This window comes from Kordia algicida OT-1 (assembly GCF_000154725.1).
GTDB lineage: Bacteria > Bacteroidota > Bacteroidia > Flavobacteriales > Flavobacteriaceae > Kordia > Kordia algicida.
Genome location: NZ_DS544873.1, coordinates 2,418,134 through 2,439,330, shown reverse-complemented (window position 1 = coordinate 2,439,330; position 21,197 = coordinate 2,418,134). Strand labels below are relative to the sequence as shown.

Here is a 21,197-nt window from a genome sequence, read left to right as displayed (position 1 = left end):
CATAGCATTTAGTTTTTAAAAGTACAGATCGTCATATTGAGTGAATTTCTTTGAAAAAATTTGTATCGAGATATGCTTTGAAATTAAAAATATAAAATGCTAAATTTTAAATGTAAAAGTAGTTTTGAAACGTCATTACGAGCGATAGCGAAGTAATCTGTTTCTCTTTGTATGTTGAATTGATTTCAAACAACAAGCAGTTTTCTCAACTGTAAATTTTATCTAAATTTTGGCTAAGTCGTATCTAATTCAGTTCATTCAAATTTTTCCTATCTTTCAAAAAGCTTTCAAAATTTTACATGACTTTCAAAAAACTATTTCTCAGCTTTCGCCTGATTGTGCTTGCAATAATACTTAGTTTCTGCTCAAAAGAAACTTCAAAGAAGCAATATGATACGTCGCGAATTCTCGCGTATGAAGTCAATCCGAGAAAGGATCAATTACATTTCTATTGGAAAAATGAGCAGCGTCAAATCTATGGAAATGCCAAAAATCTAAAAGTGCAACTTGAAGCAAAAGGTGAAAAATTGATATTTGCAATGAATGGCGGCATGTACAAAAAAGATCAATCGCCACAAGGTTTATACATTGAAAACGGGGAAGTTTTAGCACCTTTGGACACAAATAAAGAAGGTTACGGAAATTTCTATTTACAACCGAATGGTGTTTTTTATGTTACTGAAGAAAACAATTCCATTATTTGTACTACCGAATCATTTAGAGAAGCAAAAAATATAAAATACGCAACACAATCTGGTCCGATGTTAGTGATTGATGGGAATCTTCATAAAAAACTCACCAAAGGTTCTAAAAACCTGCATATTCGGAATGGAGTAGGCGTATTACCAAACGGAAATTTACTGTTTGCGATGAGTAAAGAAAAAATTAATTTCTATGATTTTGCAAGTTTCTTTCAAAAAAATGGTTGTAAAAATGCTTTGTATCTTGACGGATTTGTCTCAAAAACTTATCTACCAGAAAAGAATTATAAACAAGATGATGGAAACTTCGGAGTAATTATTGGAATTATAAAATCTAAAAAATAAGAGCAATGTATGTTTGAAGTTTTAATCGCAAACATACATTACTCAAATCATATTATAATTAACTACAATACATAGTTTAAATACACAGAAAAACTGTTTTTAGAAGTCACATTTCCTCCAAAGAGATCTTGAGATACCGGAAAGGTAAATTTACCGCCAATTTGGACTTTACGAAGGTTAAATTCTGTTCCTAAAGACGCATTGTATATGGAGCCATCAGTTTCAGGTAGTTTTTCACCATATTGCTGAATTGACTCATAAAAATCTCCTGAAAAAGCAACAAAAGGAGAAATATCCATTTTTGATGTGTTCAACTTGTAGTACATATTTGTGCTAAAGCTGAATTGATTCCCAAATTTATACTCATTTTTATTTTTTGATTTTATATAGTACGAAACATTTGTGCTGATTCCTATATTGTTTTTTTCAAAAGAATGCATAGCTGAACTTACAAAATCCCAACTTCCTGTGCCTACTTGAAATCCAGGGTTAACTCGATCGGTCAGACGTTGTTCAAATTCTCCTGTAGGAGATTTTACGCCAAGTCCAAAGTTTATGGCATGACCACTATCAATTTTATCAGTCATAGTCTCGTCTTCTGATTTTTTTTGAACCTTCCATTTGTACCAGCCCATTACAGTAATATCTCCCAATCCGTTACTGTTTTCATCTAAATTTTGAAATGTTCTGTTTAAATCTTGATACGGAATAATGGCACTTATGTAAAAAGAGGTATTTAGTGGTACAAAACCCCATAATTGATAGGTGTTAAACTGCTCTTGACTTTTTGGGGAATTGACAAAAATTCCATTTTGAGATTCATAAGATTGATGAATGTATCTAATTCCAATAAAATTAGACATTCCCAAGTTTCCAAATGTTGCGCTTCCGCCACTTGTGGTGCAACTGCAAAGATCACAAGCATTTCCTGCGAAACTCACCAAAATTAGTATAAGTAATACGTGATATTTATTCATATTCTGCAAAACGTTCATCATTTAAAAATTCATAATCAGTAAGTGTTTTTAAAAACGCGATGATACTCGTTTTTTCATATGCTGTTAAGGAAATTCCGTAACTACCATCAGTTCTTAATAAGCTAGGATCTACGTTGCCGTTATCAACCATTCCTTGGTTGTAAAAGTTCAATACAGCTTCTAGTGTAGAAAATCGTCCATCGTGCATATATGGATAGGTGACTTCAATATTTCGCAAACTAGGAACTTTAAATTTGTACAGATCGTCTGGATTTTCTAAAATGTCAAATCTGCCTAAATCATTGAGTTGCGGATTTACAGGTAAGCCATTATTTCGATAGCTTTCATCTGTAAACAAATCAGTTGCGTGACATGAAGTGCATTTTGCTGTAAACGTATTTAAACCATCTTGTTCTATAGCGGTGAGCGTTACGTTATCTTCTTGTCTCACATATTTATCATATTTAGAATTGGAAGAAATCATTACAATCATAAATTGCGAAAGTGCTTTTAGCATATTTTCACTGTTTATGTTTCCATCTTCAAAAGCACGACGAAACAATTTTTTGTATTCGTTATCAGTTTGTAGTTTTTGAATTACGTTAGATAGCGTTTCGCCCATTTCTAAATCACTCGTAATTGGAATGATTGGTTGTAAGTCTAAATGAGAAGATGCGCCATCCCACATAAATTCACGTTGGAATGCCATATTTTGAATTGGTTGCGCATTTCTTTTTCCCACATTTCCATCAACACCATGACTTACGGTATGTCCGTGATGTGTAAACGCAAAGGCTTGCTCGTGACAAAAAGCACATGGAATGGAGTTATTAGCAGACAATCGTCCGTCGAAAAACAGTTTTTTTCCTAAAGCAATTCCATCTTCCGTCACAGGATTATTATCCAGATTATAGGTCATCTCTGGAAAATTTGCAGGGACTTCTACAGTTACAGGAATTGGCTGATAAATTTCGTCAAAATCCGTGTTTTTTGAGCATGACCAAATTGTTATGGCGATGCATAATATTATAAGTTTGTTCATATATAAACATTTTTAAATATTTCAAAAACCTCCCAAAATCAACATTGTCAATTATGAGAGGTTTATTAAAAATTATTCATTATGAACGTGGTGTACAGTGAAAATTGTACTCATGTTATTTGCAATTACAGTCGTCGTTTCGGTATTTGTGTGTACTTGACTGTAGCCGTCTGCGAAGTTGATAGATGTAGTATCACTATCAAACACTTTTGCAATATCTGCTTTGATGTGAACTTCTGGAGTTGTTGTTTGTCTTACGCGCGCATTATTTGGTAATGAAAGCGTTACTTCTCTATAATTGTCAAGAGAAGTTCCTACACTTCCCATGTGAATATTTAAAGCTTCATCTGTGATTGTTGCAGAAGAATATGTACCATCAAAACGTGTAAATCTAAAACCAGTTGCCCAAGACCACATCATGCCAGCATCAGCGGCTTCTGTGAGGAAATCTCCTTGTCCTTCTGCGCCCAATGCATAGCGCTCTTGGTCAATCCCAATTCCGAAAGTAACTGAGGTGTAATTTGCTGCATCAACATTATTTAAAGTAAGCCAAATTTCACCTGCATTATTTGCTGTTGCTTCATCAATAATGAATACATTGTCATCATGTGGAAACATAAATTCGTTTCCATTTTCATCAGTAAAGCGTACATTACTAATCAAATATTTAAGTGTCGTTAAGGAATAAGATTCTCCGTTTGACTTGTTGTAAGTTGTTCCAAAAATAAAATCTTGGTCGCCAACTCCGTTGTCAAATTTTAAAACTAAGTTTCCTGTTTGACCTGTTAAGTCTTCCGTGTTTGAATCGTCGTCACTAGTGCATGACAATATGGTAAGCGATAGCATGATCGCAAATGTTAATTTTATAAATTTCATTTGTAATTTAATTTAATAGAAAATACTATTCAAGGCTAGTATTTAATTGCCTAAGATGTAAACTGAATTAAACTAAATATTCTTGTGGAGGCTTGAAGCAAGATGAAATTCCTAAAAAAGAATAGTTTTTTTGATATGAGTTGATTAACTTTTTCGGTGAAAAATTTTGTGATTTTTCAGGTAAATTAACCGTATTCTTTACAAGAAATACTAATGTGAAAATTTCTTTGGTATTAATGCTATTTGAAGTGTTTGAATCTTTTGCGCCTGGATCAATTTCTGCCAGTTGCGTTGCTAAGTGACATTTTCCATTACATTCTAACTGAGGTTTATCTTTATTGATGCAATAGGTTTCGATAATGTAATCGATATTCAATTGAAAATACGCCACATGACTCACATAGAGTATCGGTTTTAAGGAAATTAGAATAAGTAATGTTATGGAAAGTATTCTTTTCAAAGCAATAATTGTGCTACAAAGATATTGATTAAATAAGTATTAGTATTTAATTTAATGAGAAAAAATGGTGTTAAATTTTCATTTTTTTTAGGAAAAAATATGTCTAGAATATGAAAATATGACTTTTTATTTGTGTCTTATGAATCAGAAGAACAATTAAACGAGAAATTTGAGGAAATCATCGGAGTTGTACAAACTCTAAACTGACTTTTTTTTAAAATTTCAAATATGTTGTATCTTAGACACATAAATGCAATAATAATTTAATCATCTACAAATGAAAAAATATATTTTACTGTTCGTCATGCTTTTTGCACTTCAATCATATGCGCAGAAAGACAAAAAAGTTTTTGAATTAAAACCTAATCAAAGTATGTGTATGACAGGAAAAGGAGCTGGGCAAGATGCAGCAATTAATCCATATAAAGACGGAAATAGTATTGCATTTGTTAAAAACCTTGGCGAAAACGTATTTTCGATTCGTGTACAATATCAAGGAAAAATTTTTCAAACACGTGAATTGGAGCCTGGAGTTGCGACGATGATTCCACTGCGTCAAGGAAGTGAAATGTACTTTGATAGCAAATTGGCTGCAAAAGTAAAGTTGGAATTTAAAGATGGCACGAATTAACCTTTAATAATTCAAACGACTTATAATATAGAAGCATCAAACGATTTCAAGGATTTCGTTTGATGCTTTTTTTAGTTCTATAAGTGCCCTTTCTTATTACCTCATCATATTATACAATACGAATGAAGTTTACGACAGCAAGTTTTGTTCGTTTTGCGCCACTGTGTCGTACAAATCTATACAAAAACGTCATTTTGTCATCATTCCGCCATAATAATATGTCAAAACGACATGTTTTTTCGCTTGGAATCCTTTTTGCCATATAGTAATCGTATTTGAATAACAAAAAACACAAAATTTAAAAATCATTAAAAAAACAAATAAGATGAACATAGTAAAAAGAAAAAACGTAGACTTACCTTCAATTTTTGACGAATTATTTCCAACTGATTGGTTTGGCGGCATTGCAAATCAAGTAGCAAATACTACCAATATTCCTGCAGTAAATATTAAAGAAACAGCAGACGAATTTATGCTTGAAGTTGCTGCACCAGGAAAAGCAAAAGAAGATTTTACAATTGCATTAGACCATGATGTGATTACTATCAGTACTGAAGAAAAGAAAGTTGAAACAGAAGCAACTACAGAAGATACAAAAGACAATTATACACGTAGAGAATTTAGTTTTTCGTCGTTTAAAAGATCGTTCAAGTTACCACAAACCATAAACAAAGAAGCGATCAACGCAACTTATACAAATGGAATCTTATACGTAGGATTGCCAAAAAGGGAAGAAGATAAGGTGAAGCCAAAGCGCACCATCGAAATTTCATAATAATTATTTAGGATTGGTTAGTTAATGGGAAAAGGGTTCGTCAAGCAATTGGCGAGCCTTTTTTATTTTTGATTCACTTCGCTCAATTTAAGGATTTTCTGAGATTATTTGATTTTATATAAAACGTTAAATCGTTTCTAAAGTGACATTCAGTATTGTTTGAAACTAACTTGATACATTTTCAAATTTTGCAGTTATAATTTATACGCTCCAATCTTCCAATATGTTTTCTCGTGATCCGTTTTTACAGTTGTAAAATTGAGTTGTTTCAGCTTGTCAAAATATTCCCAACAACCAATTCCTTCACGGTAAATGGAGACAATCAAAATTCCATTGTCTTCCAAATGCGCTAACATTCTGTCGAGTACATTTTGCTTTTCAGATTCATGTACATAATAAAACGCTTCGTTAAAAATGATAACGTCAAATTTTCGTTTTGGTTTGTATTTGTGAATATCTGCAGTAACAAATTCGGCTTTCGGAAAGTTTTTTGCTTTAGCTTTTTGAATGGAAACTTCAGAAAAGTCCATTCCTAAGAAATATTCAAATAATTCAGGTGAAATATATTCGTTCAATACACCTTCTCCAGCTCCTAAATCTAAAATACTTGGTCGATCATTTGCGTGTAATTTGATAAAATTGATAATCGTATTGTAACGATCTGCTTCAATAGGATTACGTAAATTATCCCAACGACCTTTTTTGTATTGCTTATTCCAACGAAGCTTTCTGCGCCAATTATGAAATTTATCTATCAGATTCATATTAGTTTTTTAAATGTAAAGCTAAAAATTTTTCCAATTTCGGAATTATCATTTTTGGCGTTAGTTGTTTGTATAAATCATGCGGATTTTCCTCAATTTTCTTGCGCTCTTCAAAGGTAAACGTATCAAATAAATCGGGTTTTTCCTCTAATAAGTGAATGGATTCGTGTTGTTTTCCATCTTCAAAACTAGCCCAATGATCTTTATTTACATACGGTGAAAATATGGTAAATGTTGGTTTGTTGAGCGCTTTTGCAATATGAACAATGCCGCCTTCATTTGCCACCATTAAATCACATGCATACATCAGTCGTACAAAACCGCGAATACTATCTTCATAAATGTCTAAAATGATACTTTCTTTGTTTTGACAAAGTTCGTAAATCTTGTCAGCTTCCGCTTTTTGATGCGGCGCATAGTTGAACAAAATATGTACTTTATGATTTGAGGTAATGTAATCTACAATTTCAGCAATATATTCATACGGCATCGATTTTTGTGGCGTGCTTCCTAAAATACCCAACATTAACACAGGATGTTTGTATTTGTCAAGTTTTGGATACGATTTTTCGCTTTCTTTTAATGTGATTTTTGGTTCAAAATCTGGGTTTTCCAATGGAAAAACACTTGTGATTAAGTTGATTCTATCTTCAATCGCTTTTCCGCAAATTTGTGTTTTTTCATCCAACAAATTAATTGGATGTGAGTAGAAGTGAAGTGGTAATTTTTTGTGCTTTCGTTTGTTTCCAATGCGATATTTTGCTTTCGAAAAGTAACAAATCAAGCGACTTTGCAGTTTTGAATACGGATCAAAAATGATGTCGTATTTCTCTTTTCGAATCTTGCCAATCATCTTTATCAAATTCGGAATCTTCTTTAATTCCTTTTCATTAATCGGAATGATAACGTCAATGTTCGGATTGTTTTCAATAACGCCTGTTGTATAATCATACACCATAAAATCTACACGACTTTCAGGAAATATTTTTTTAATATTATTTGCAATTACAGAACTTATCAAGACATCTCCAATACGTTTATTCTGTATAATTAATATTTTTTTCATGTAGTATAATTGTGAAACCAGGCTATTCGTGCAAAATATTATTTTTTCGGCTTTTATTAAAATTTCATTTAGTATATCTTTGGAAAATATCCTCGAAATATGCAAACTGTACACATTCATCCAAAATATCAAGATAAAAGAGAAGCGGTTTTGGCTTTTATCAATGATTTTCAAAATCAAGGTGAGTATGTGACAAAAGGAGAGCGAAACGTTATCAAGTCTTTTAATTTGGATGATGAAACGATCAATATAAAATCGTTTCGTGTACCAAAAGCTTTTAATAGTTTTATATATAAATTTGTACGACCTTCTAAAGCAAAACGTTCGTTTGAATATGCGGAAAAGTTATTGTTAAACGCGATTAAAACGCCGTTTCCGATTGCATATGTGGAAAATTTTTCTGCTTTGGGCTTGAAAGATAGTTATTATGTGAGTTTACATATTGACTATGATTTTGATTTTCGGGCATTAATTCACGATCCGTTGTTTGAAAATCGTAGGCAAATTTTAGAGCAATTCGCAGAATTCTGTTTTCAGTTACATGAACATGATGTCAATTTTTTAGATCATTCTCCAGGAAATACGTTGATTGTAAAACGCGATCAGCATTATGATTTTTATTTAATAGACTTAAACCGAATGAAGTTTGAATCAATGAATTTAGATCAGCGTATGGAAAATCTAAAACGTTTATGGTTATCAAAATTGATGATTCACATTATTAGCAAACGTTATGCGGAATTAGCAAATAAAGAACTTCACGAAGTACAGAATTTATTACTTAAACACAGTACAGCATTCAAACGAAAGATAAACCGTAAAAAATATTTGAAGAAGAAATATTTGAAGAAGAAGCGTGTTTAAGATACTTTATTTTTGATTTTGTTCAGTGAAGTGATTTAAACTTTTTTGATTTGCTAAAAAATTACTGTTTTTCAGCCCTGTTTTCGTCTTTTTTTCGTTCCGTAGTGCTGCTATGAAACTCAAAAAAGCCTTCAACAGTACTTAAAACTTCTAATTTTCGCTTAAACCCGAAAAGTTTAAATCACTTCAGTAAAAAAACTTTTACAATACCGAATTCTTGGATTCTAAATTTTTAAAATCTTAACTAAAATTAATAAGTGAAACTTCCAAAGTAATTTACCTATTGATAGATTATTCTTTTCTATTCAGATTGAATTTTAAATCTATGAATTGCGCGAATCGATTCTAAACTTCAAAAATCGTTTTTCTTCACGTGCTAACAAGCTTTTATATTTATTTGGCGGATGAATGGTAAATACAAGTTTTTCTTTTGTTTTTGGATGTATCAACTGAATCGAAGTTGCGCATAAAAACAATCCTTTTTTATAATTTTCTTCCGCTTTTCCATACAATTGATCGCCCACTATTGGATGATTGATACTTGCCAAATGTATGCGTAATTGATGCGTTCTTCCTGTTTTTGGGAATAATTTTACCAGCGAAAGATGTCCGTTTTGTAATGAAGAAACAGTTTGAAGTGTTTCGTAGTTTGTCAATGCTTCTTTTTCTGCTACGGCGGAAGTAATTTCACCTTCTTTATCTGTTTTACCGATAACAATTGCCTGATACGTTTTTGAAATTTCCTGTTGTTCAAATTGTTGATATAGTGATATTTGTGCACTTTTTGTTTTGGCGATAATCAAAATTCCTGAAGTCGGATTGTCTAAACGATGTACAGGTTTCGGAAACGGCAAAGCATCAATAGAATTAGAAGGTTTTAGGTTGTGTGGTAATGCGTTTTCAATAGTTTTAAAATAATTTCCATTAGTAGGAAATCCAGCAGGTTTGTTGATGATAGCAATTTCATCATCTTCAAAAATTACAGAAATGACAAGCTTGAATATTTTCTTTACAATTGTTTCTTCAGCATAAATTTCAATGACATCATTTTCAGAAATAAACGTAGCTGTTGTCGCTATTTTATTATTGATGAGAATCCGCTTCTTTTTCAACGCTTTTTTGAGGGAACTTTTCGTAGCAATACTTGTAAAATTAGACACATCATATGCCTGAATTCGCACGGGAGAATTAAGTTTGGGAACAATATGTGTTTCGAGAAGTTTCAAGAATGTTACTTTTTGGTAAAAATAGAAAGACTAAATTAAATAATTAAATATCAGTTGATTTATGATTGATTATATATTATCTTATGGCTAAAAAGTGTTAATTCTTACAAAAATATTCAAATTCTACGGTTTACCGTAATGTATTGACGTTCGTTTTACATAATTTTACACCATAAAATAGCATAAACCTCAACATATCATGAAAAAAAAGAATTTTATACTCAGCATATTATGTGTTTTTACCGTGTTTGTAATTTCTTGTTCATCAGACGATTTAACTATTGAACAAAAAACGTTGAGTAAATCAGAGCAAGACGCAATTGTGAAATTAGTTTCTACAAATTTATCTATTTCTAAAGATGCGAATGTATCAATTGATTCTGTAAAACTGATGAAAATTAATGATGGCTATTATTTAAGATTATATCATGATGGTGAAATTACAACGACGTTATTAAAAGTAGAAAAAGAGACAATGTTAAAATATGCAGGAATTTCATGTACTACTACGTATTGTGCTACTGATGATGGTTGTATCCCAGATAAAGATGGAAAAAAATGTACCAAATGCGGCGCTTTTAGTTCTGACTGTAAAAAGACAGTAACATCAGATGTACTTACAGAATAAAATTAGTTATACATTTTAATAAATATAAAAGACTATCTAAAAAGTACAGATTTCGTCAAGCCGAACTTGATTCGGTTTCTCATAACAGTTGAAAATCAATATGATGAGATTCTGTATCAAGTCCAGAATGACGTTTTAATATACTTTTTAGACAGTCTCCTTTATAGATATCTAGATCTAATACTATTTTACTTTTTTCCCAACTGTACTGTTGCCGCCTTGATGAAGTGTCAAGCTTTTTGGCATTTTTGTGCGTTCATCAATTTGAAAAGTAACGCTTGCAGGAACAACTTTTAGAAAGAAATTATCTTCCGATTCTGCAAACATTTCAAATTTGGATTGTCCGGTAGCTTGTGCGAAAATTTGATTTCCGTCCACCGTAATTTCAATAAAGAAATTTGGTGCTAATTGGTAATTTCCAATGTATTTTTTGAGTGTTGTAGGAGAAAGTTGTACTTCTTTTTTTGGTTCGGGCAATTTTGCATCGGTTTCAATTCCTTTAGATTCAAAAGTATTACTTTTAAAAATAGCCGTTTTTTGCTTTCCATCAGAAAAAATAAATTCCGAAAAACTGTCTTCGAAGAAAAAACGATGCTGCGAAAGCGGGAAAATTTTAAATTCAGCGCTACTGTCCGTTCGTTGACTGTATAATTGGTTTCCTTTTAAGGTGATAACACGTATTGTGCCATCTTCAAATTTGTATGCGCCAACCCATTTTTTGAGTTCTTCTTTACTAAGTTTGATAGCATCCATAGCTTTTGGATATGGTTTTCCAATAGCAATAGCGGCAATTTTGTTAGCAGTTTGTGTAGGCGAATCACAATCGCAATTTGTCAAAATAATCACGTATACATCTTCGCTTGGTACATAAATTCCTTGTGTGGTAAAACCAAAAATTCCGCCACCATGCTCAATAGTTGCTACATCTTTGATGCTGTTAAGCGACCATCCGTAACCGTAATTGATTTTATTGCCGTTGTTTAGTGTGTAGTTTGTAAAGGCTTTTTCTAAACTTTTCTTAGAGATTAATTCGTGATTTTGAACTGCGGTATTCCACTTTAATAAATCATCAACCGTAGACATGATAGAACCTGCCGCATACGGAATGGTCATGCTGATATAATCTGCATTTGCATAACCATTTTCGCTTTGTTGATAACCATACGCTCTGTTTTTAATGATTTTAGACTTGCTTCCGTAATGAGATGTATTCATGTCCAATTTGTCAAAAAATCGCTTTTGGATAAAATCTTCGTAAGTCATTCCGCTTACCTTTTCAATGATATAACCCAAAAGAACGTATCCAGAGTTGTTATAGCGGTATTGTTCGCCAGGTTTAAAATCCATTGGCTCGTTTTTAAAGGCGTCAATGAGTTCTGTAACCTTTAAATCTTTTCGTGCAAATTCTCTTAACGAAGGAATTGACGTGTAACTTTTTATTCCAGAAGTGTGTGTTAGTAAATGATGAATGGTAATTTTAGTGCCTTGTGTCGGATATTCAGGAATAAACTTTGTGATTTCATCGTCCAGCGAAAGTTTTCCTTCTTCTAGTAGCATTAAAATACCAACTGCGGTAAATTGTTTTGTGATGGAACCAATTTCGAATACATTTTCAGGAATCATGTTAATGTCCAATTCTACATTTGCTTTTCCAAAAGCTTTTCGGTAGCGCACTTTGCCATCTTTTGCGACTAAAACGGTGGCGCCATAATTTTCTTTTTGATATTGATCGTTCATAATTTGATCGATCAGTTTTTCCATGTTTTGCGATAGCAGAACGGCAGGAGCTGTAATAAAGAGAAGTAGTAAAAGTTGCTTAAGTAATATGCTTTTTTTCATGTTTTTTGTTTTTGATTGATGATTAGTTAGACGATATAAAGTTTGATTTGGTTACAAAAAAAGCCTCTTGAATTTCAAGAGGCTTTAAGATACTGCTTTTTACAGTTTATTTTATCATTTCGTAACTACGTTTGATGAATTGTGTCAATTCTTCTCCCGTAAGTAAGTTTTGTGATAATCGCGCTAAATCGAGAGATTGCTTGATTAAACGTTCTTGTTTCTTTCTTGTTTTTGTGTTTAGAATTTGTCCAACCAATTCGTGATTTGTATTTACGATTAAGTTGTACATTTCAGGGAAATTCCCCATTCCAAACATACCGCCACCGCCAGTTTGTTGCATTTCTTTCATACGACGCATAAATTCTGGTTGCGTAATCATAAATGGTGATGCGTTTGAATCCATTGCTTCTAACTGAACCGTGTATTTATCGGCAGGAACAACTTCTGTTAAGGTCGTTTTTAACGATTCTTTTTCTTCGTCTGAAAGCTTAGAAATTTGTGCTGAGTCTTTCTTGATGATGTTGTCAATATGATCGGCATCCACACGAGCAAACGAAATGTTCTCTTTTGATGTTTCTAATTTTTGAATTAAATGTGAAACAATTGGAGAATCTAACAACAATACTTCATATCCTTTTTCTTTGGCAGCTTCAATATAGCTGTGCTGTTGATCTTTGTTAGAAGCATACAAAATGATCGTTTTATCATCTTTATCTGTTTGTGCATCTTTTATTTTTTCGTATAATTCTTCATACGTATAATACGTTCCATCAACAGAAGGATATAGTGCGAATTTATCAGCTTTGTCAAAGAATTTATCTTCTGAAAGCATTCCGTATTCGATCACAATTTTAATATCATCCCATTTTGCTTCAAAATCTTCTCTGTTGTTTTTGAACAGTGAATTTAATTTGTCCGCTACTTTTCGTGTGATGTATGAAGAAATTTTCTTTACATTTCCATCCGCTTGCAAGTACGAACGTGAAACGTTTAATGGAATGTCTGGAGAATCAATAACACCTTTTAGCATGGTTAAAAACTCAGGTACAATTCCTTCTACATTGTCCGTTACAAATACTTGGTTTTGGTATAATTGAATGCGATCCTTTTGCATGTTCATATCATTCCCAAGTTTTGGGAAATATAAAATACCAGTTAAGTTAAACGGATAATCTACATTTAAATGAATGTTGAATAAAGGTTCTTCAAATTGCATTGGATATAACTCGCGGTAGAAACTTTTATAATCAGCATCTTCTAAATCGGCAGGTTGTTTTGTCCACGCTGGATTTGGATTGTTGATGATATTATCAACTGTAATTTTTTCAGCTTCTGCGCCTTCTTCTGCATCTTCAGGAAGTGGAAGTGTTTCTTCTTTTGTTCCAAACTTGATTGGAATAGGCATAAATTTGTTATATTTTACTAACAATTCGTTGATTCTTGAATCTTCTAGGAATTCGGTTGAATCTTCTGCAATGTGTAAAATAATTTCTGTTCCACGCTCTGTTTTGTCGTGTTCTTCTATCGTATATTGTGGCGAACCATCACACGTCCAATGTGCCGCTTTTTCATCTTCTTTATAGCTTTTTGAGATGATTTCTACTTTTTCTGCAACCATGAATGCAGAATAAAAACCAAGTCCAAAATGTCCGATAATTCCTGAATCTTTGGCAGAATCTTTGTATTTTTCTAAAAATTCTTCGGCTCCAGAAAAAGCCACTTCGTTGATATATTTTTGGATTTCGTCTGCTGACATTCCGATTCCCTGATCGATAATGTGCAATTTCTTTCCTTCTTTGTCTACTTTAATTTCGATCACTGGATTTCCGTATTCTACGCTAGCTTCTCCAATATTGGTTAAGTGCTTAAGCTTAAGTGTAGCATCGGTTGCGTTAGAAATAAGCTCTCTTAAAAAGATTTCGTGATCGCTGTATAAGAACTTCTTAATTAAGGGGAAAATATTTTCTACAGATACATTAATATTTCCTGTTGCCATTTGTTATCTTTTTAGTTTATGATTAAATAATTCGTATTGTTTGACAACATTCTTTTCAAAAAAAATACCATGTTCTACGCAAGTGACAAGATGACATCATTTCTGTCAAATTTTGATTAAAAGATTGAATGAGTAAATCTCTTTGAAATACCTTTACGGAAATTTTGTAAAAATTTGCGGTAATCTGCTTTTTAGTTACAATAACTTTTGTGAGTCCAACAAATTCTTTTGATACTATTTCATTAGATAATTTATAAAGACAAAAAAACTCCGCCAAAAAAGCGGAGTTCCTATTGTTTTATGTAAAAGAGATTACTTAGAATCTGGTTTTTTGTTTTTTAGATGCATTTCTAACCAACGATCTTGTTCCCACAATAAGTGCAAAATAGATTCTCTTGATCGGTATCCGTGACTTTCCTTTGGAAGCATTACCAAACGTACAGGCGCGCCCATTCCTTTTAGTGCGTTAAAATAACGTTCACTTTGTAAAGGATAGGTTCCTGAGTTATTATCTGCTTCACCATGAATTAATAATAATGGTGTTTTCATTTTATCAGCATGCATAAACGGTGACATGTTGTAATATACTTCAGGAGCTTCCCAATAGTTGCGTTCTTCACTTTGAAAACCGTACGGAGTTAGCGTTCTGTTATACGCGCCACTTCTTGCGATTCCTGCGGCAAACAAATCGGAATGCGTTAATAAGTTTGCAGTCATAAATGCACCGTACGAATGTCCGCCAACGGCAACTTTCGTCCTGTCAATATATCCAAGTTTGTCTACAGCATCAATAGCAGCTTTTCCGTTAGCAACTAATTGTTTTATAAACGTATCGTTTGGTTCTTCGTCACCTTCACCTACAATTGGGAAAGAAGCATCATCTAGCACTACATAACCTCTGGTAACCCAGTAAATTGGCGAACCGTAATACGGATAGGTAAATTCATTAGCGTTTGTCGTTACCTGACCTGCATTTTTCTTGTCTTTGTATTCTACAGGATATGCCCAAAGAATCATTGGGTATTTTTTTCCTTCTTTATAATCTGTAGGAAGATATAAGGTTCCAGAGAGATCCAAACCATCATCACGTTTATAGGTTATTACTTTTTTTGATACATTCTGAATACTTTCAAAAGGATTTTTAATATTTGTGAGTGGTATTTCTTTTTTATTTTTCTTTAAGTTTTTAATGTAATAATTAGGATATTCATTCTGTGATTCTAGCATGATTAAAAAGCTTCCTTTTTTTAAGTCAATAGCATCGAGAATATTTAGTCTTTTATCTGTAAAATCAGATTCATAAATACGTGTCTTTTTTTGAGTTTTTAAGTTGAATTTGTCCACAAAAGGTTTTCTTCCGTTTTTGCTATATCCTTCACCGATTAAATAAAGATTGTTTTTTTCGATACTTAATACATATTCATTGAAAGAATTCTTTGAAGTGATATAGTTTCCAGGATTGCTATATGAATCTTGGTAACTTCTGTCTGTAATCACTTTGGCAGGAATAGAATTGTTGGAAGGATTGAATAGATATCTTTTCGTATTTCGCGTATTCCACCAATAATCATAGGCAATCGCAGTTGTTTTGTTTCCCCAAGTAATTCCAGAAAAACGCCCTTTTGTTTTTAGTAATGATGTTGGTGTTCCTGTAAAAGGAGCTTTTAGTTGAAATACTTCATCTCTGTGAGCAACTTCTTTTCCAGCATCGCCTTCATCCAAGGCTTTACACCAATATAGAGTTGCTGCTTGATCTGAGCGCCATCTTAGACTTCTACGTCCTTTACGAACAGACATGAAACCTTTTGGTAAATCTTCAATTAATGCAACTTTTAAAGCTTCATATACTTTATTTCCTTTTGTATCATAAATTACGGAAGTGTATGGAAATCTTGAATAAGTCACTAAATATGAAAATGGTTTTTCAATAGTATTCAACATGATAAATTCTCCATTTGGCGAAAAAGACATGCTTTTATACATATTTTTTTCTTTCCATAAAGTATTTGTACCGTCAAGGTCAACTTTATATAACTCCGAAGTGGCTAATTGTTCAAAATTGAATTCGTCATTTTTATTTTTCAATAAATCTTGATAGGTTCTGTTTTGCGCTTTTTTACCTTTTTCGCTTACTGAAATTGTAGGTCCTGTAGGTATTGTAATCGCAGTATTAATCAATGCTTTTCTTCCATTAGGAACTTTTTTTACCAATAAAGATTGACTATTTTTAAACCACATATACGGACTTCCAATGTTGGCATTTAAATTTGCATCTGTAAGTTTTTTTGCTGATTTTGTAGTGAAATCAACAATCCATAATTCCACGCCAGTGTCAGTCGTATTTGTTAGTGCTATTTTTGTTTCATCTGGCGACCATCTAAAATTGGCAAATTTTCCCGTAGTCGGCAATCCTTTTACAGTTTCTTCTCTGCTATTGCGCCCAATTCTAATTTCAAGTCTGTTATAATAACTTTGTCTGCTGCCAATATTTGTTTTTGGATTGATACGTAAACCTGCCAAGCGTAATTCTTTTTCAGAGAGTTCGGCAATAGTTTTGTAACTGCTTCGATATAAAAAATAGAAATTTTCTCCTTTGCTATCCATACGAACTCTTGGTGCGGCTTCTGCATCAGCAAGTTCTAGAATTTCTTGAGGTGGTTTTTGATATCCAATATTTTCTTGTGCCCGAATGATCGAAAAAGGCAGCGTTATTAAAAAGAGTAAGATTATTTTTTTCATGGTAATTTTTTTGTTTTTGGTTGGTGAAATGTAAAACTATTTAAAAAAATGAAGAAAATCGTAAAAAACAGAAATTTCCTGTAAGGAATCGTAAATCATTTCGATATACTTTACAACGATTAAGGAGAGAGATTACTACAAAAATAGAATGATTCCTTAATCAATTGTTTATTTATTGGTTAGGTTGTTTTAAAGCACATTTATGTTTCATAGATGTGCTTTTTCGTTGAAGTGCATTCAATTGACAGTACAGATGTAATTATTAATGCTTAATATTGTGGTTCAATTTTTAAGAATGTGTAAATTTATAGAGCGATTTTACACTAAAAAATTTAAAATCTACAATTTATGTATACATCAAGAATTATAGGATTAGGACATTATGTTCCAGATAATGTAGTTACCAATGACGATTTATCCAAAATAATGGATACGAATGATGAATGGATACAAGAACGTACAGGAATAAAAGAAAGAAGATTTGCTGTAAAAGGTACAGAAGATACAACTTCGGGAATGGGCGTAAAAGCTGCAAAAATAGCAATTGAACGTGCAGGTATTGACAAAGATGACATCGATTTTATCATTTTTGCTACTTTAAGTCCAGATTATTACTTCCCAGGACCAGGCGTAATGGTTCAAAAAGAACTAGATATTAAAACGGTTGGAGCACTCGATGTACGTAACCAATGTTCTGGTTTTGTTTATGCGATTTCTGTTGCCGACCAATTTATTAAAACTGGAATGTATAAAAATATTTTAGTGATTGGTTCTGAGTTACATTCACACGGTTTAGATATGACAACTCGTGGGAGAGGAGTTTCTGTGATTTTTGGTGATGGAGCTGGAGCGGCTGTACTTACTAGAAGTGATGATAACAGTCGTGGAATTTTATCAACACATTTACACTCACAAGGAGAACATGCAGAAGAACTAGCTTTAACGGCACCAGGAATGGGAACACGTTGGGTAAATGATATTTTAAAAGATCACGATAACGGAGAAGAAGATACTTCATACTTTCCACTTATGAACGGACAGTTTGTATTTAAAAATGCAGTAGTTCGTTTTAGTGAAGTAATTATGGAAGGTTTGATGCAAAACGGATTGAATAAAGGTGATATTGATATGTTAATTCCGCATCAAGCGAATTTACGAATTGCACAATTTATTCAGAAGAAATTTGGATTAAGTGACGATCAAGTCTATAACAATATCATGCGTTATGGAAACACAACTGCGGCATCAATTCCAATTGCACTAACAGAAGCGTGGCAAGAAGGAAAAATCAATGAAGGTGATACTGTAGTATTGGCAGCTTTTGGAAGTGGATTTACTTGGGGAAGTGTCATTATAAAATGGTAAATTAAGCTTGCGAATAAATTTCGCATCATCATAACAATAAAATCCCAAATGCTGGCGTGCGTTTGGGATTTTTTCTTAGATATAAATATCTAGTATACGTTATGCAATTTTAAGGGTATTTTTAGAGTGCTAAATTCGAATAATTAACCTAAAACAATACAGTATACTTAATTTGATACTGCAAGTAGGCTGTTTTTTTTGAGATTTGTTTACTGATTGACAGAATTTTAACATTTTTTTTGTTCAAATGTGCTAGTTTACGGATTAATAGCACTTTGATAACAAACTAAATCGTACAAAAAAATAGAAAACCCTAGCTGTGCACAACTAAGGTTTTCTTTGTTTAATAACGTTCAATTAACACTAACCATCAATAATAATTGAAGTTATTAATTTGTTATGGAATAGCGATTTATAAGAATCCGCCACTTCCTGATTTTTCATCATTATCACGTTGTTTACGAGATTTTGCTCTGTATTTTCCGCCACCAAAACGGTATGAAATGGCAACATTTACCGTATTACTTTCCCAAGTAAAGGCTCCAACCTGACGGAAAGGTCTTTGTCCATCAAAACCAAATTCCATAGTGTTGAAAATATCATTATAATTTACACTCAACGTTCCGTTTCCTTGTGCAAATGAGTAACGTGCGCCAATGTTTACAAAGTACATTGGTTTCATCTCAAATTGTAATCCTTGTACACTTCCACGGTAAAACCCAAAAGCAGAAAGGTTTAATTTTTTACTTACTTTAAAGTTGTTGAACATTCTAAAATTCCAAGCGGCATTGTCAACCTCAACAGTTTCACGAACAATATTATCAGCCGTAGCAACATCTGTTGGTGCATTTAATGATTCCGTAATTCCTTTTTGTGTTTGAGAAAAGAAATCGAAACTAGAGTTAAAACTCCACCAGCTTGTTGGTCTAAAGTTGCTTGAAATCTCTACTCCATACGCGGAAGTATTGTCAAAATTATCGTGAGTTAAAATCAATCGGTTGATATCTGTACGATCTACAAAAACGGCTCTGTTAATCTCATCTTCAATCAATCTATAAAAAACGCCACCCGTAATTGTTCCTTTATTGCCAAGTTTTCTCGTGTAATTTACTTCCATAGAGTTGGTAAATTGTGGCTCTAGATTGATATTTCCAAAAGAAGAAATCAATGGTGTACTCCATTCTCTAATAGGATTTACTTGTCCAATTCCAGGACGATCTACACGTCTGCTATAACTTAATTGGTATGAATTTTTTTCAGAAGGTGTATATGTAAAGAACGCCGAAGGATACACTTGAACGTAATCGTTTTCAAAAACAATATTATTTACGTCAGTTGTTTCAATTTCTCTAGAAAGTGCGTTTGCATCTACCTGAACGCTTTCTGCGCGTAGACCAACTTGGTATGACCATTTTTCGTATTGTTTTCCATACGTTCCGTACACAGAATAAATATCTCTGCTATAATCAAAATCAGTACTTGGCGTTCTGCGTAAGTTTCCTAATTCGTTAAACGTAAATCCAGAAGATTGATAGTCAATTCCAGAATTAAACAAACGTGCTTCTGCACCTAATTCTAACTTGGCTTTGTTTTTTAAAGGACGCACATAATCTAGGTTAATTGTCGTACGATCTCTGTCTGTTTCAGTTTCATCAATATAATCTGGAAATGCAGAAACACCCGAAAATTGAAAGTCAATATTATCATTTGCATCAAACACATTATAGTCTACTTCAAGTTCAATGTTGTGACCTTCATCGTCAATATCATATTTATAGTTAAAGTTGTATTGTGAAGCAAGATTATCATTTAAAGCTGCAAAATCTTGAAAACTGTTGGATGAAGCATCGTCATAGAAAAATACGTCTGTAACTCCATCTGTTCTGCTGTCGGTAATATTTTGATTGGTAAAGAAAGAAACGGTATTTTTTTCATTCAAATAAATATCAACTCCAACTTTAAATAAGTGTGTTTTTCTATTGTCTAAAAAGCTGAAAATTTGTTCTGAATTTTCGTCTGCACGGAAGATATTTCCATCATTTGCATTTTTAGAAATATTGTTTCCGTAGTTTCCAAAGATGTTGAATTTTCCGTTACGGTAGTTCATATCAAGAGAACTGTTAAACTTTGATTCACGTTCACGCGTCAAACCAATATTTACATTTCCATTGAAACCAATATTTACATTTTTACGCAATACAATATTGATGATTCCGCTCATTCCTTCAGGATTATATTTTGCGGAAGGATTTGTAATTAATTCTATTTTTTTGATAGAATTGGAAGGTAATTGTCTTAATAATTGTGCTGTTGGAATGTTGGATAACTTTCCATCAACCATTACACGCACATTCTGATTTCCTCGTAAACTGATGTCTCCTGTTTGCTGATCGACATTTACAGAAGGTAAATTGTTCATAATGTCGGAAGCAGTTGGTCCGCTTGTTACCAAGTCTTTACCAACGGTAATCACCTTTCTGTCTACTTTTTGTTCAATTGTGGTACGTTCGGCAACAACTTCAACTTCATTAAGCGTTGTAGCACTTTCAGCTAAAGAAATCGTTCCGAGTTGCGCAATTTTATTCTCTCTTGAAATTGTAATTTCTCGCGTAATAGTTTCGTAACCGATAAACTGAATGTCTACTTTAAGCGTTCCTGCGGGAATTTTTTCAATTTTGAAATTTCCGTTGTCGTCTGAAATTGCTCCAGTAATAACTTTGTTGTCTGCTTTCGATTTGATAACAATCGTTGCATAAGGAATTGCTTCGCTGGTGTTTGCGTCAATAACTTTTCCTTGTACAGTACCGATTTTGGGGGTTTCGTTTTGAGCGTGTAAGGCAAAGCATAACATTGCCATGCACAGTGTGAATAGTTTTTTCATGTAATTAGTTCGTTTTTTGTTG

At 32.8% G+C, this 21,197-nt stretch carries 18 protein-coding genes; 6 read left to right on the top strand and 12 right to left on the bottom strand.

The features are described from left to right. Positions 1 to 299: 299 nt before the first annotated feature. Complete coding sequence (locus KAOT1_RS10485) at positions 300 to 1,046, top strand: phosphodiester glycosidase family protein (RefSeq protein WP_007094775.1); 747 nt, start codon at positions 300 to 302, stop codon at positions 1,044 to 1,046. Positions 1,047 to 1,108: 62 nt separating this feature from the next. Here KAOT1_RS10485 and KAOT1_RS10480 read toward each other — a convergent pair whose 3' ends face one another. From KAOT1_RS10480 to KAOT1_RS10465, 4 genes are all read right to left on the bottom strand, one after another. Further along, positions 1,109 to 2,023 carry a transporter gene (locus KAOT1_RS10480; protein ID WP_238528696.1) on the bottom strand — a complete coding sequence of 305 codons (915 nt, stop codon included), beginning with the start codon at positions 2,021 to 2,023 and terminating at the stop codon, positions 1,109 to 1,111. After that, positions 2,016 to 3,065 carry a cytochrome-c peroxidase gene (locus KAOT1_RS10475; RefSeq protein WP_007094773.1) on the bottom strand — a complete coding sequence of 350 codons (1,050 nt, stop codon included), beginning with the start codon at positions 3,063 to 3,065 and terminating at the stop codon, positions 2,016 to 2,018. Before KAOT1_RS10475 ends, KAOT1_RS10480 begins: the two co-directional genes overlap by 8 nt. Positions 3,066 to 3,137: 72 nt before the next feature. After that, positions 3,138 to 3,941, bottom strand: a complete 804-nt coding sequence (locus tag KAOT1_RS10470) for an MbnP family protein (RefSeq protein ID WP_040559476.1) — start codon at positions 3,939 to 3,941, stop codon at positions 3,138 to 3,140. Positions 3,942 to 4,008: 67 nt separating this feature from the next. Further along, entirely contained in the window at positions 4,009 to 4,401 is a 393-nt protein-coding gene (locus tag KAOT1_RS10465; RefSeq protein ID WP_040559474.1) for a hypothetical protein, read from the bottom strand. Between the two features lie 277 nt (positions 4,402 to 4,678). Here KAOT1_RS10465 and KAOT1_RS10460 point away from each other — a divergent pair, with 277 nt between their 5' ends. Next, positions 4,679 to 5,032 (top strand): hypothetical protein, encoded by a 354-nt coding sequence (locus KAOT1_RS10460; RefSeq protein WP_040559473.1) that lies wholly within the window; start codon positions 4,679 to 4,681, stop codon positions 5,030 to 5,032. Between the two features lie 109 nt (positions 5,033 to 5,141). Here the strand turns inward: KAOT1_RS10460 and KAOT1_RS22900 are convergent, their stop codons facing one another. Then, positions 5,142 to 5,294: a hypothetical protein gene (locus KAOT1_RS22900; protein ID WP_007094769.1), complete on the bottom strand. Its 153-nt coding sequence runs from the start codon at positions 5,292 to 5,294 to the stop codon at positions 5,142 to 5,144. Between the two features lie 63 nt (positions 5,295 to 5,357). Between KAOT1_RS22900 and KAOT1_RS10455 the strand changes: the two genes are divergently transcribed. Next, positions 5,358 to 5,807 (top strand): Hsp20/alpha crystallin family protein, encoded by a 450-nt coding sequence (locus KAOT1_RS10455; protein ID WP_007094768.1) that lies wholly within the window; start codon positions 5,358 to 5,360, stop codon positions 5,805 to 5,807. A 194-nt stretch (positions 5,808 to 6,001) separates the two neighbouring features. On the opposite strand, the gene KAOT1_RS10450 is transcribed toward KAOT1_RS10455, so the two are convergent. Next, the gene (locus tag KAOT1_RS10450) at positions 6,002 to 6,571 is read right to left on the bottom strand and encodes a class I SAM-dependent methyltransferase (RefSeq protein ID WP_007094767.1); all 570 of its coding nucleotides are present in this window, start codon (positions 6,569 to 6,571) and stop codon (positions 6,002 to 6,004) included. Between the two features lies 1 nt (position 6,572). Further along, positions 6,573 to 7,637: a glycosyltransferase family 9 protein gene (locus KAOT1_RS10445; RefSeq protein ID WP_007094766.1), complete on the bottom strand. Its 1,065-nt coding sequence runs from the start codon at positions 7,635 to 7,637 to the stop codon at positions 6,573 to 6,575. A gap of 99 nt (positions 7,638 to 7,736) precedes the next feature. Here KAOT1_RS10445 and KAOT1_RS10440 point away from each other — a divergent pair, with 99 nt between their 5' ends. After that, positions 7,737 to 8,501 carry a lipopolysaccharide kinase InaA family protein gene (locus tag KAOT1_RS10440; RefSeq protein ID WP_007094765.1) on the top strand — a complete coding sequence of 255 codons (765 nt, stop codon included), beginning with the start codon at positions 7,737 to 7,739 and terminating at the stop codon, positions 8,499 to 8,501. Between the two features lie 323 nt (positions 8,502 to 8,824). Here KAOT1_RS10440 and KAOT1_RS10435 read toward each other — a convergent pair whose 3' ends face one another. Further along, positions 8,825 to 9,727: an RluA family pseudouridine synthase gene (locus KAOT1_RS10435; protein ID WP_007094764.1), complete on the bottom strand. Its 903-nt coding sequence runs from the start codon at positions 9,725 to 9,727 to the stop codon at positions 8,825 to 8,827. A 199-nt stretch (positions 9,728 to 9,926) separates the two neighbouring features. Here KAOT1_RS10435 and KAOT1_RS10430 point away from each other — a divergent pair, with 199 nt between their 5' ends. Beyond that, positions 9,927 to 10,355 (top strand): hypothetical protein, encoded by a 429-nt coding sequence (locus KAOT1_RS10430; protein WP_007094763.1) that lies wholly within the window; start codon positions 9,927 to 9,929, stop codon positions 10,353 to 10,355. Between the two features lie 183 nt (positions 10,356 to 10,538). On the opposite strand, the gene KAOT1_RS10425 is transcribed toward KAOT1_RS10430, so the two are convergent. The 3 genes from KAOT1_RS10425 to KAOT1_RS10410 all read right to left on the bottom strand — a co-directional run bounded on the left by KAOT1_RS10425 (position 10,539) and on the right by KAOT1_RS10410 (position 16,929). Beyond that, positions 10,539 to 12,194, bottom strand: a complete 1,656-nt coding sequence (locus tag KAOT1_RS10425) for a serine hydrolase (RefSeq protein ID WP_007094762.1) — start codon at positions 12,192 to 12,194, stop codon at positions 10,539 to 10,541. Between the two features lie 106 nt (positions 12,195 to 12,300). Then, entirely contained in the window at positions 12,301 to 14,190 is a 1,890-nt protein-coding gene (gene htpG / locus KAOT1_RS10420; RefSeq protein ID WP_007094761.1) for a molecular chaperone HtpG, read from the bottom strand. 312 nt (positions 14,191 to 14,502) lie between these two features. Next, positions 14,503 to 16,929 (bottom strand): alpha/beta hydrolase family protein, encoded by a 2,427-nt coding sequence (locus KAOT1_RS10410; protein ID WP_007094759.1) that lies wholly within the window; start codon positions 16,927 to 16,929, stop codon positions 14,503 to 14,505. Between the two features lie 348 nt (positions 16,930 to 17,277). On the opposite strand from KAOT1_RS10410, the gene KAOT1_RS10405 reads away from it, so the two are divergent. Then, entirely contained in the window at positions 17,278 to 18,294 is a 1,017-nt protein-coding gene (locus KAOT1_RS10405) for a 3-oxoacyl-ACP synthase III family protein (protein ID WP_007094758.1), read from the top strand. Positions 18,295 to 18,706: 412 nt separating this feature from the next. On the opposite strand, the gene KAOT1_RS10400 is transcribed toward KAOT1_RS10405, so the two are convergent. Next, positions 18,707 to 21,175: an outer membrane beta-barrel protein gene (locus tag KAOT1_RS10400; protein WP_040560002.1), complete on the bottom strand. Its 2,469-nt coding sequence runs from the start codon at positions 21,173 to 21,175 to the stop codon at positions 18,707 to 18,709. Between the last annotated feature and the right edge of the window lie 22 nt (positions 21,176 to 21,197).

What these genes read in the sequence shown, in the direction of transcription:
- KAOT1_RS10485 (WP_007094775.1), top strand. Translation starts at nt 300, where the DNA reads ATGACTTTCAAAAAACTATTTCTCAGCTTTCGCCTGATTGTGCTTGCA.
- KAOT1_RS10480 (WP_238528696.1), bottom strand. Translation starts at nt 2,023, where the DNA reads ATGAATAAATATCACGTATTACTTATACTAATTTTGGTGAGTTTCGCA.
- KAOT1_RS10475 (WP_007094773.1), bottom strand. Translation starts at nt 3,065, where the DNA reads ATGAACAAACTTATAATATTATGCATCGCCATAACAATTTGGTCATGC.
- KAOT1_RS10470 (WP_040559476.1), bottom strand. Translation starts at nt 3,941, where the DNA reads ATGAAATTTATAAAATTAACATTTGCGATCATGCTATCGCTTACCATA.
- KAOT1_RS10460 (WP_040559473.1), top strand. Translation starts at nt 4,679, where the DNA reads ATGAAAAAATATATTTTACTGTTCGTCATGCTTTTTGCACTTCAATCA.
- KAOT1_RS22900 (WP_007094769.1), bottom strand. Translation starts at nt 5,294, where the DNA reads ATGGCAAAAAGGATTCCAAGCGAAAAAACATGTCGTTTTGACATATTA.
- KAOT1_RS10455 (WP_007094768.1), top strand. Translation starts at nt 5,358, where the DNA reads ATGAACATAGTAAAAAGAAAAAACGTAGACTTACCTTCAATTTTTGAC.
- KAOT1_RS10450 (WP_007094767.1), bottom strand. Translation starts at nt 6,571, where the DNA reads ATGAATCTGATAGATAAATTTCATAATTGGCGCAGAAAGCTTCGTTGG.
- KAOT1_RS10445 (WP_007094766.1), bottom strand. Translation starts at nt 7,637, where the DNA reads ATGAAAAAAATATTAATTATACAGAATAAACGTATTGGAGATGTCTTG.
- KAOT1_RS10440 (WP_007094765.1), top strand. Translation starts at nt 7,737, where the DNA reads ATGCAAACTGTACACATTCATCCAAAATATCAAGATAAAAGAGAAGCG.
- KAOT1_RS10430 (WP_007094763.1), top strand. Translation starts at nt 9,927, where the DNA reads ATGAAAAAAAAGAATTTTATACTCAGCATATTATGTGTTTTTACCGTG.
- KAOT1_RS10425 (WP_007094762.1), bottom strand. Translation starts at nt 12,194, where the DNA reads ATGAAAAAAAGCATATTACTTAAGCAACTTTTACTACTTCTCTTTATT.
- htpG (WP_007094761.1), bottom strand. Translation starts at nt 14,190, where the DNA reads ATGGCAACAGGAAATATTAATGTATCTGTAGAAAATATTTTCCCCTTA.
- KAOT1_RS10410 (WP_007094759.1), bottom strand. Translation starts at nt 16,929, where the DNA reads ATGAAAAAAATAATCTTACTCTTTTTAATAACGCTGCCTTTTTCGATC.
- KAOT1_RS10405 (WP_007094758.1), top strand. Translation starts at nt 17,278, where the DNA reads ATGTATACATCAAGAATTATAGGATTAGGACATTATGTTCCAGATAAT.
- KAOT1_RS10400 (WP_040560002.1), bottom strand. Translation starts at nt 21,175, where the DNA reads ATGAAAAAACTATTCACACTGTGCATGGCAATGTTATGCTTTGCCTTA.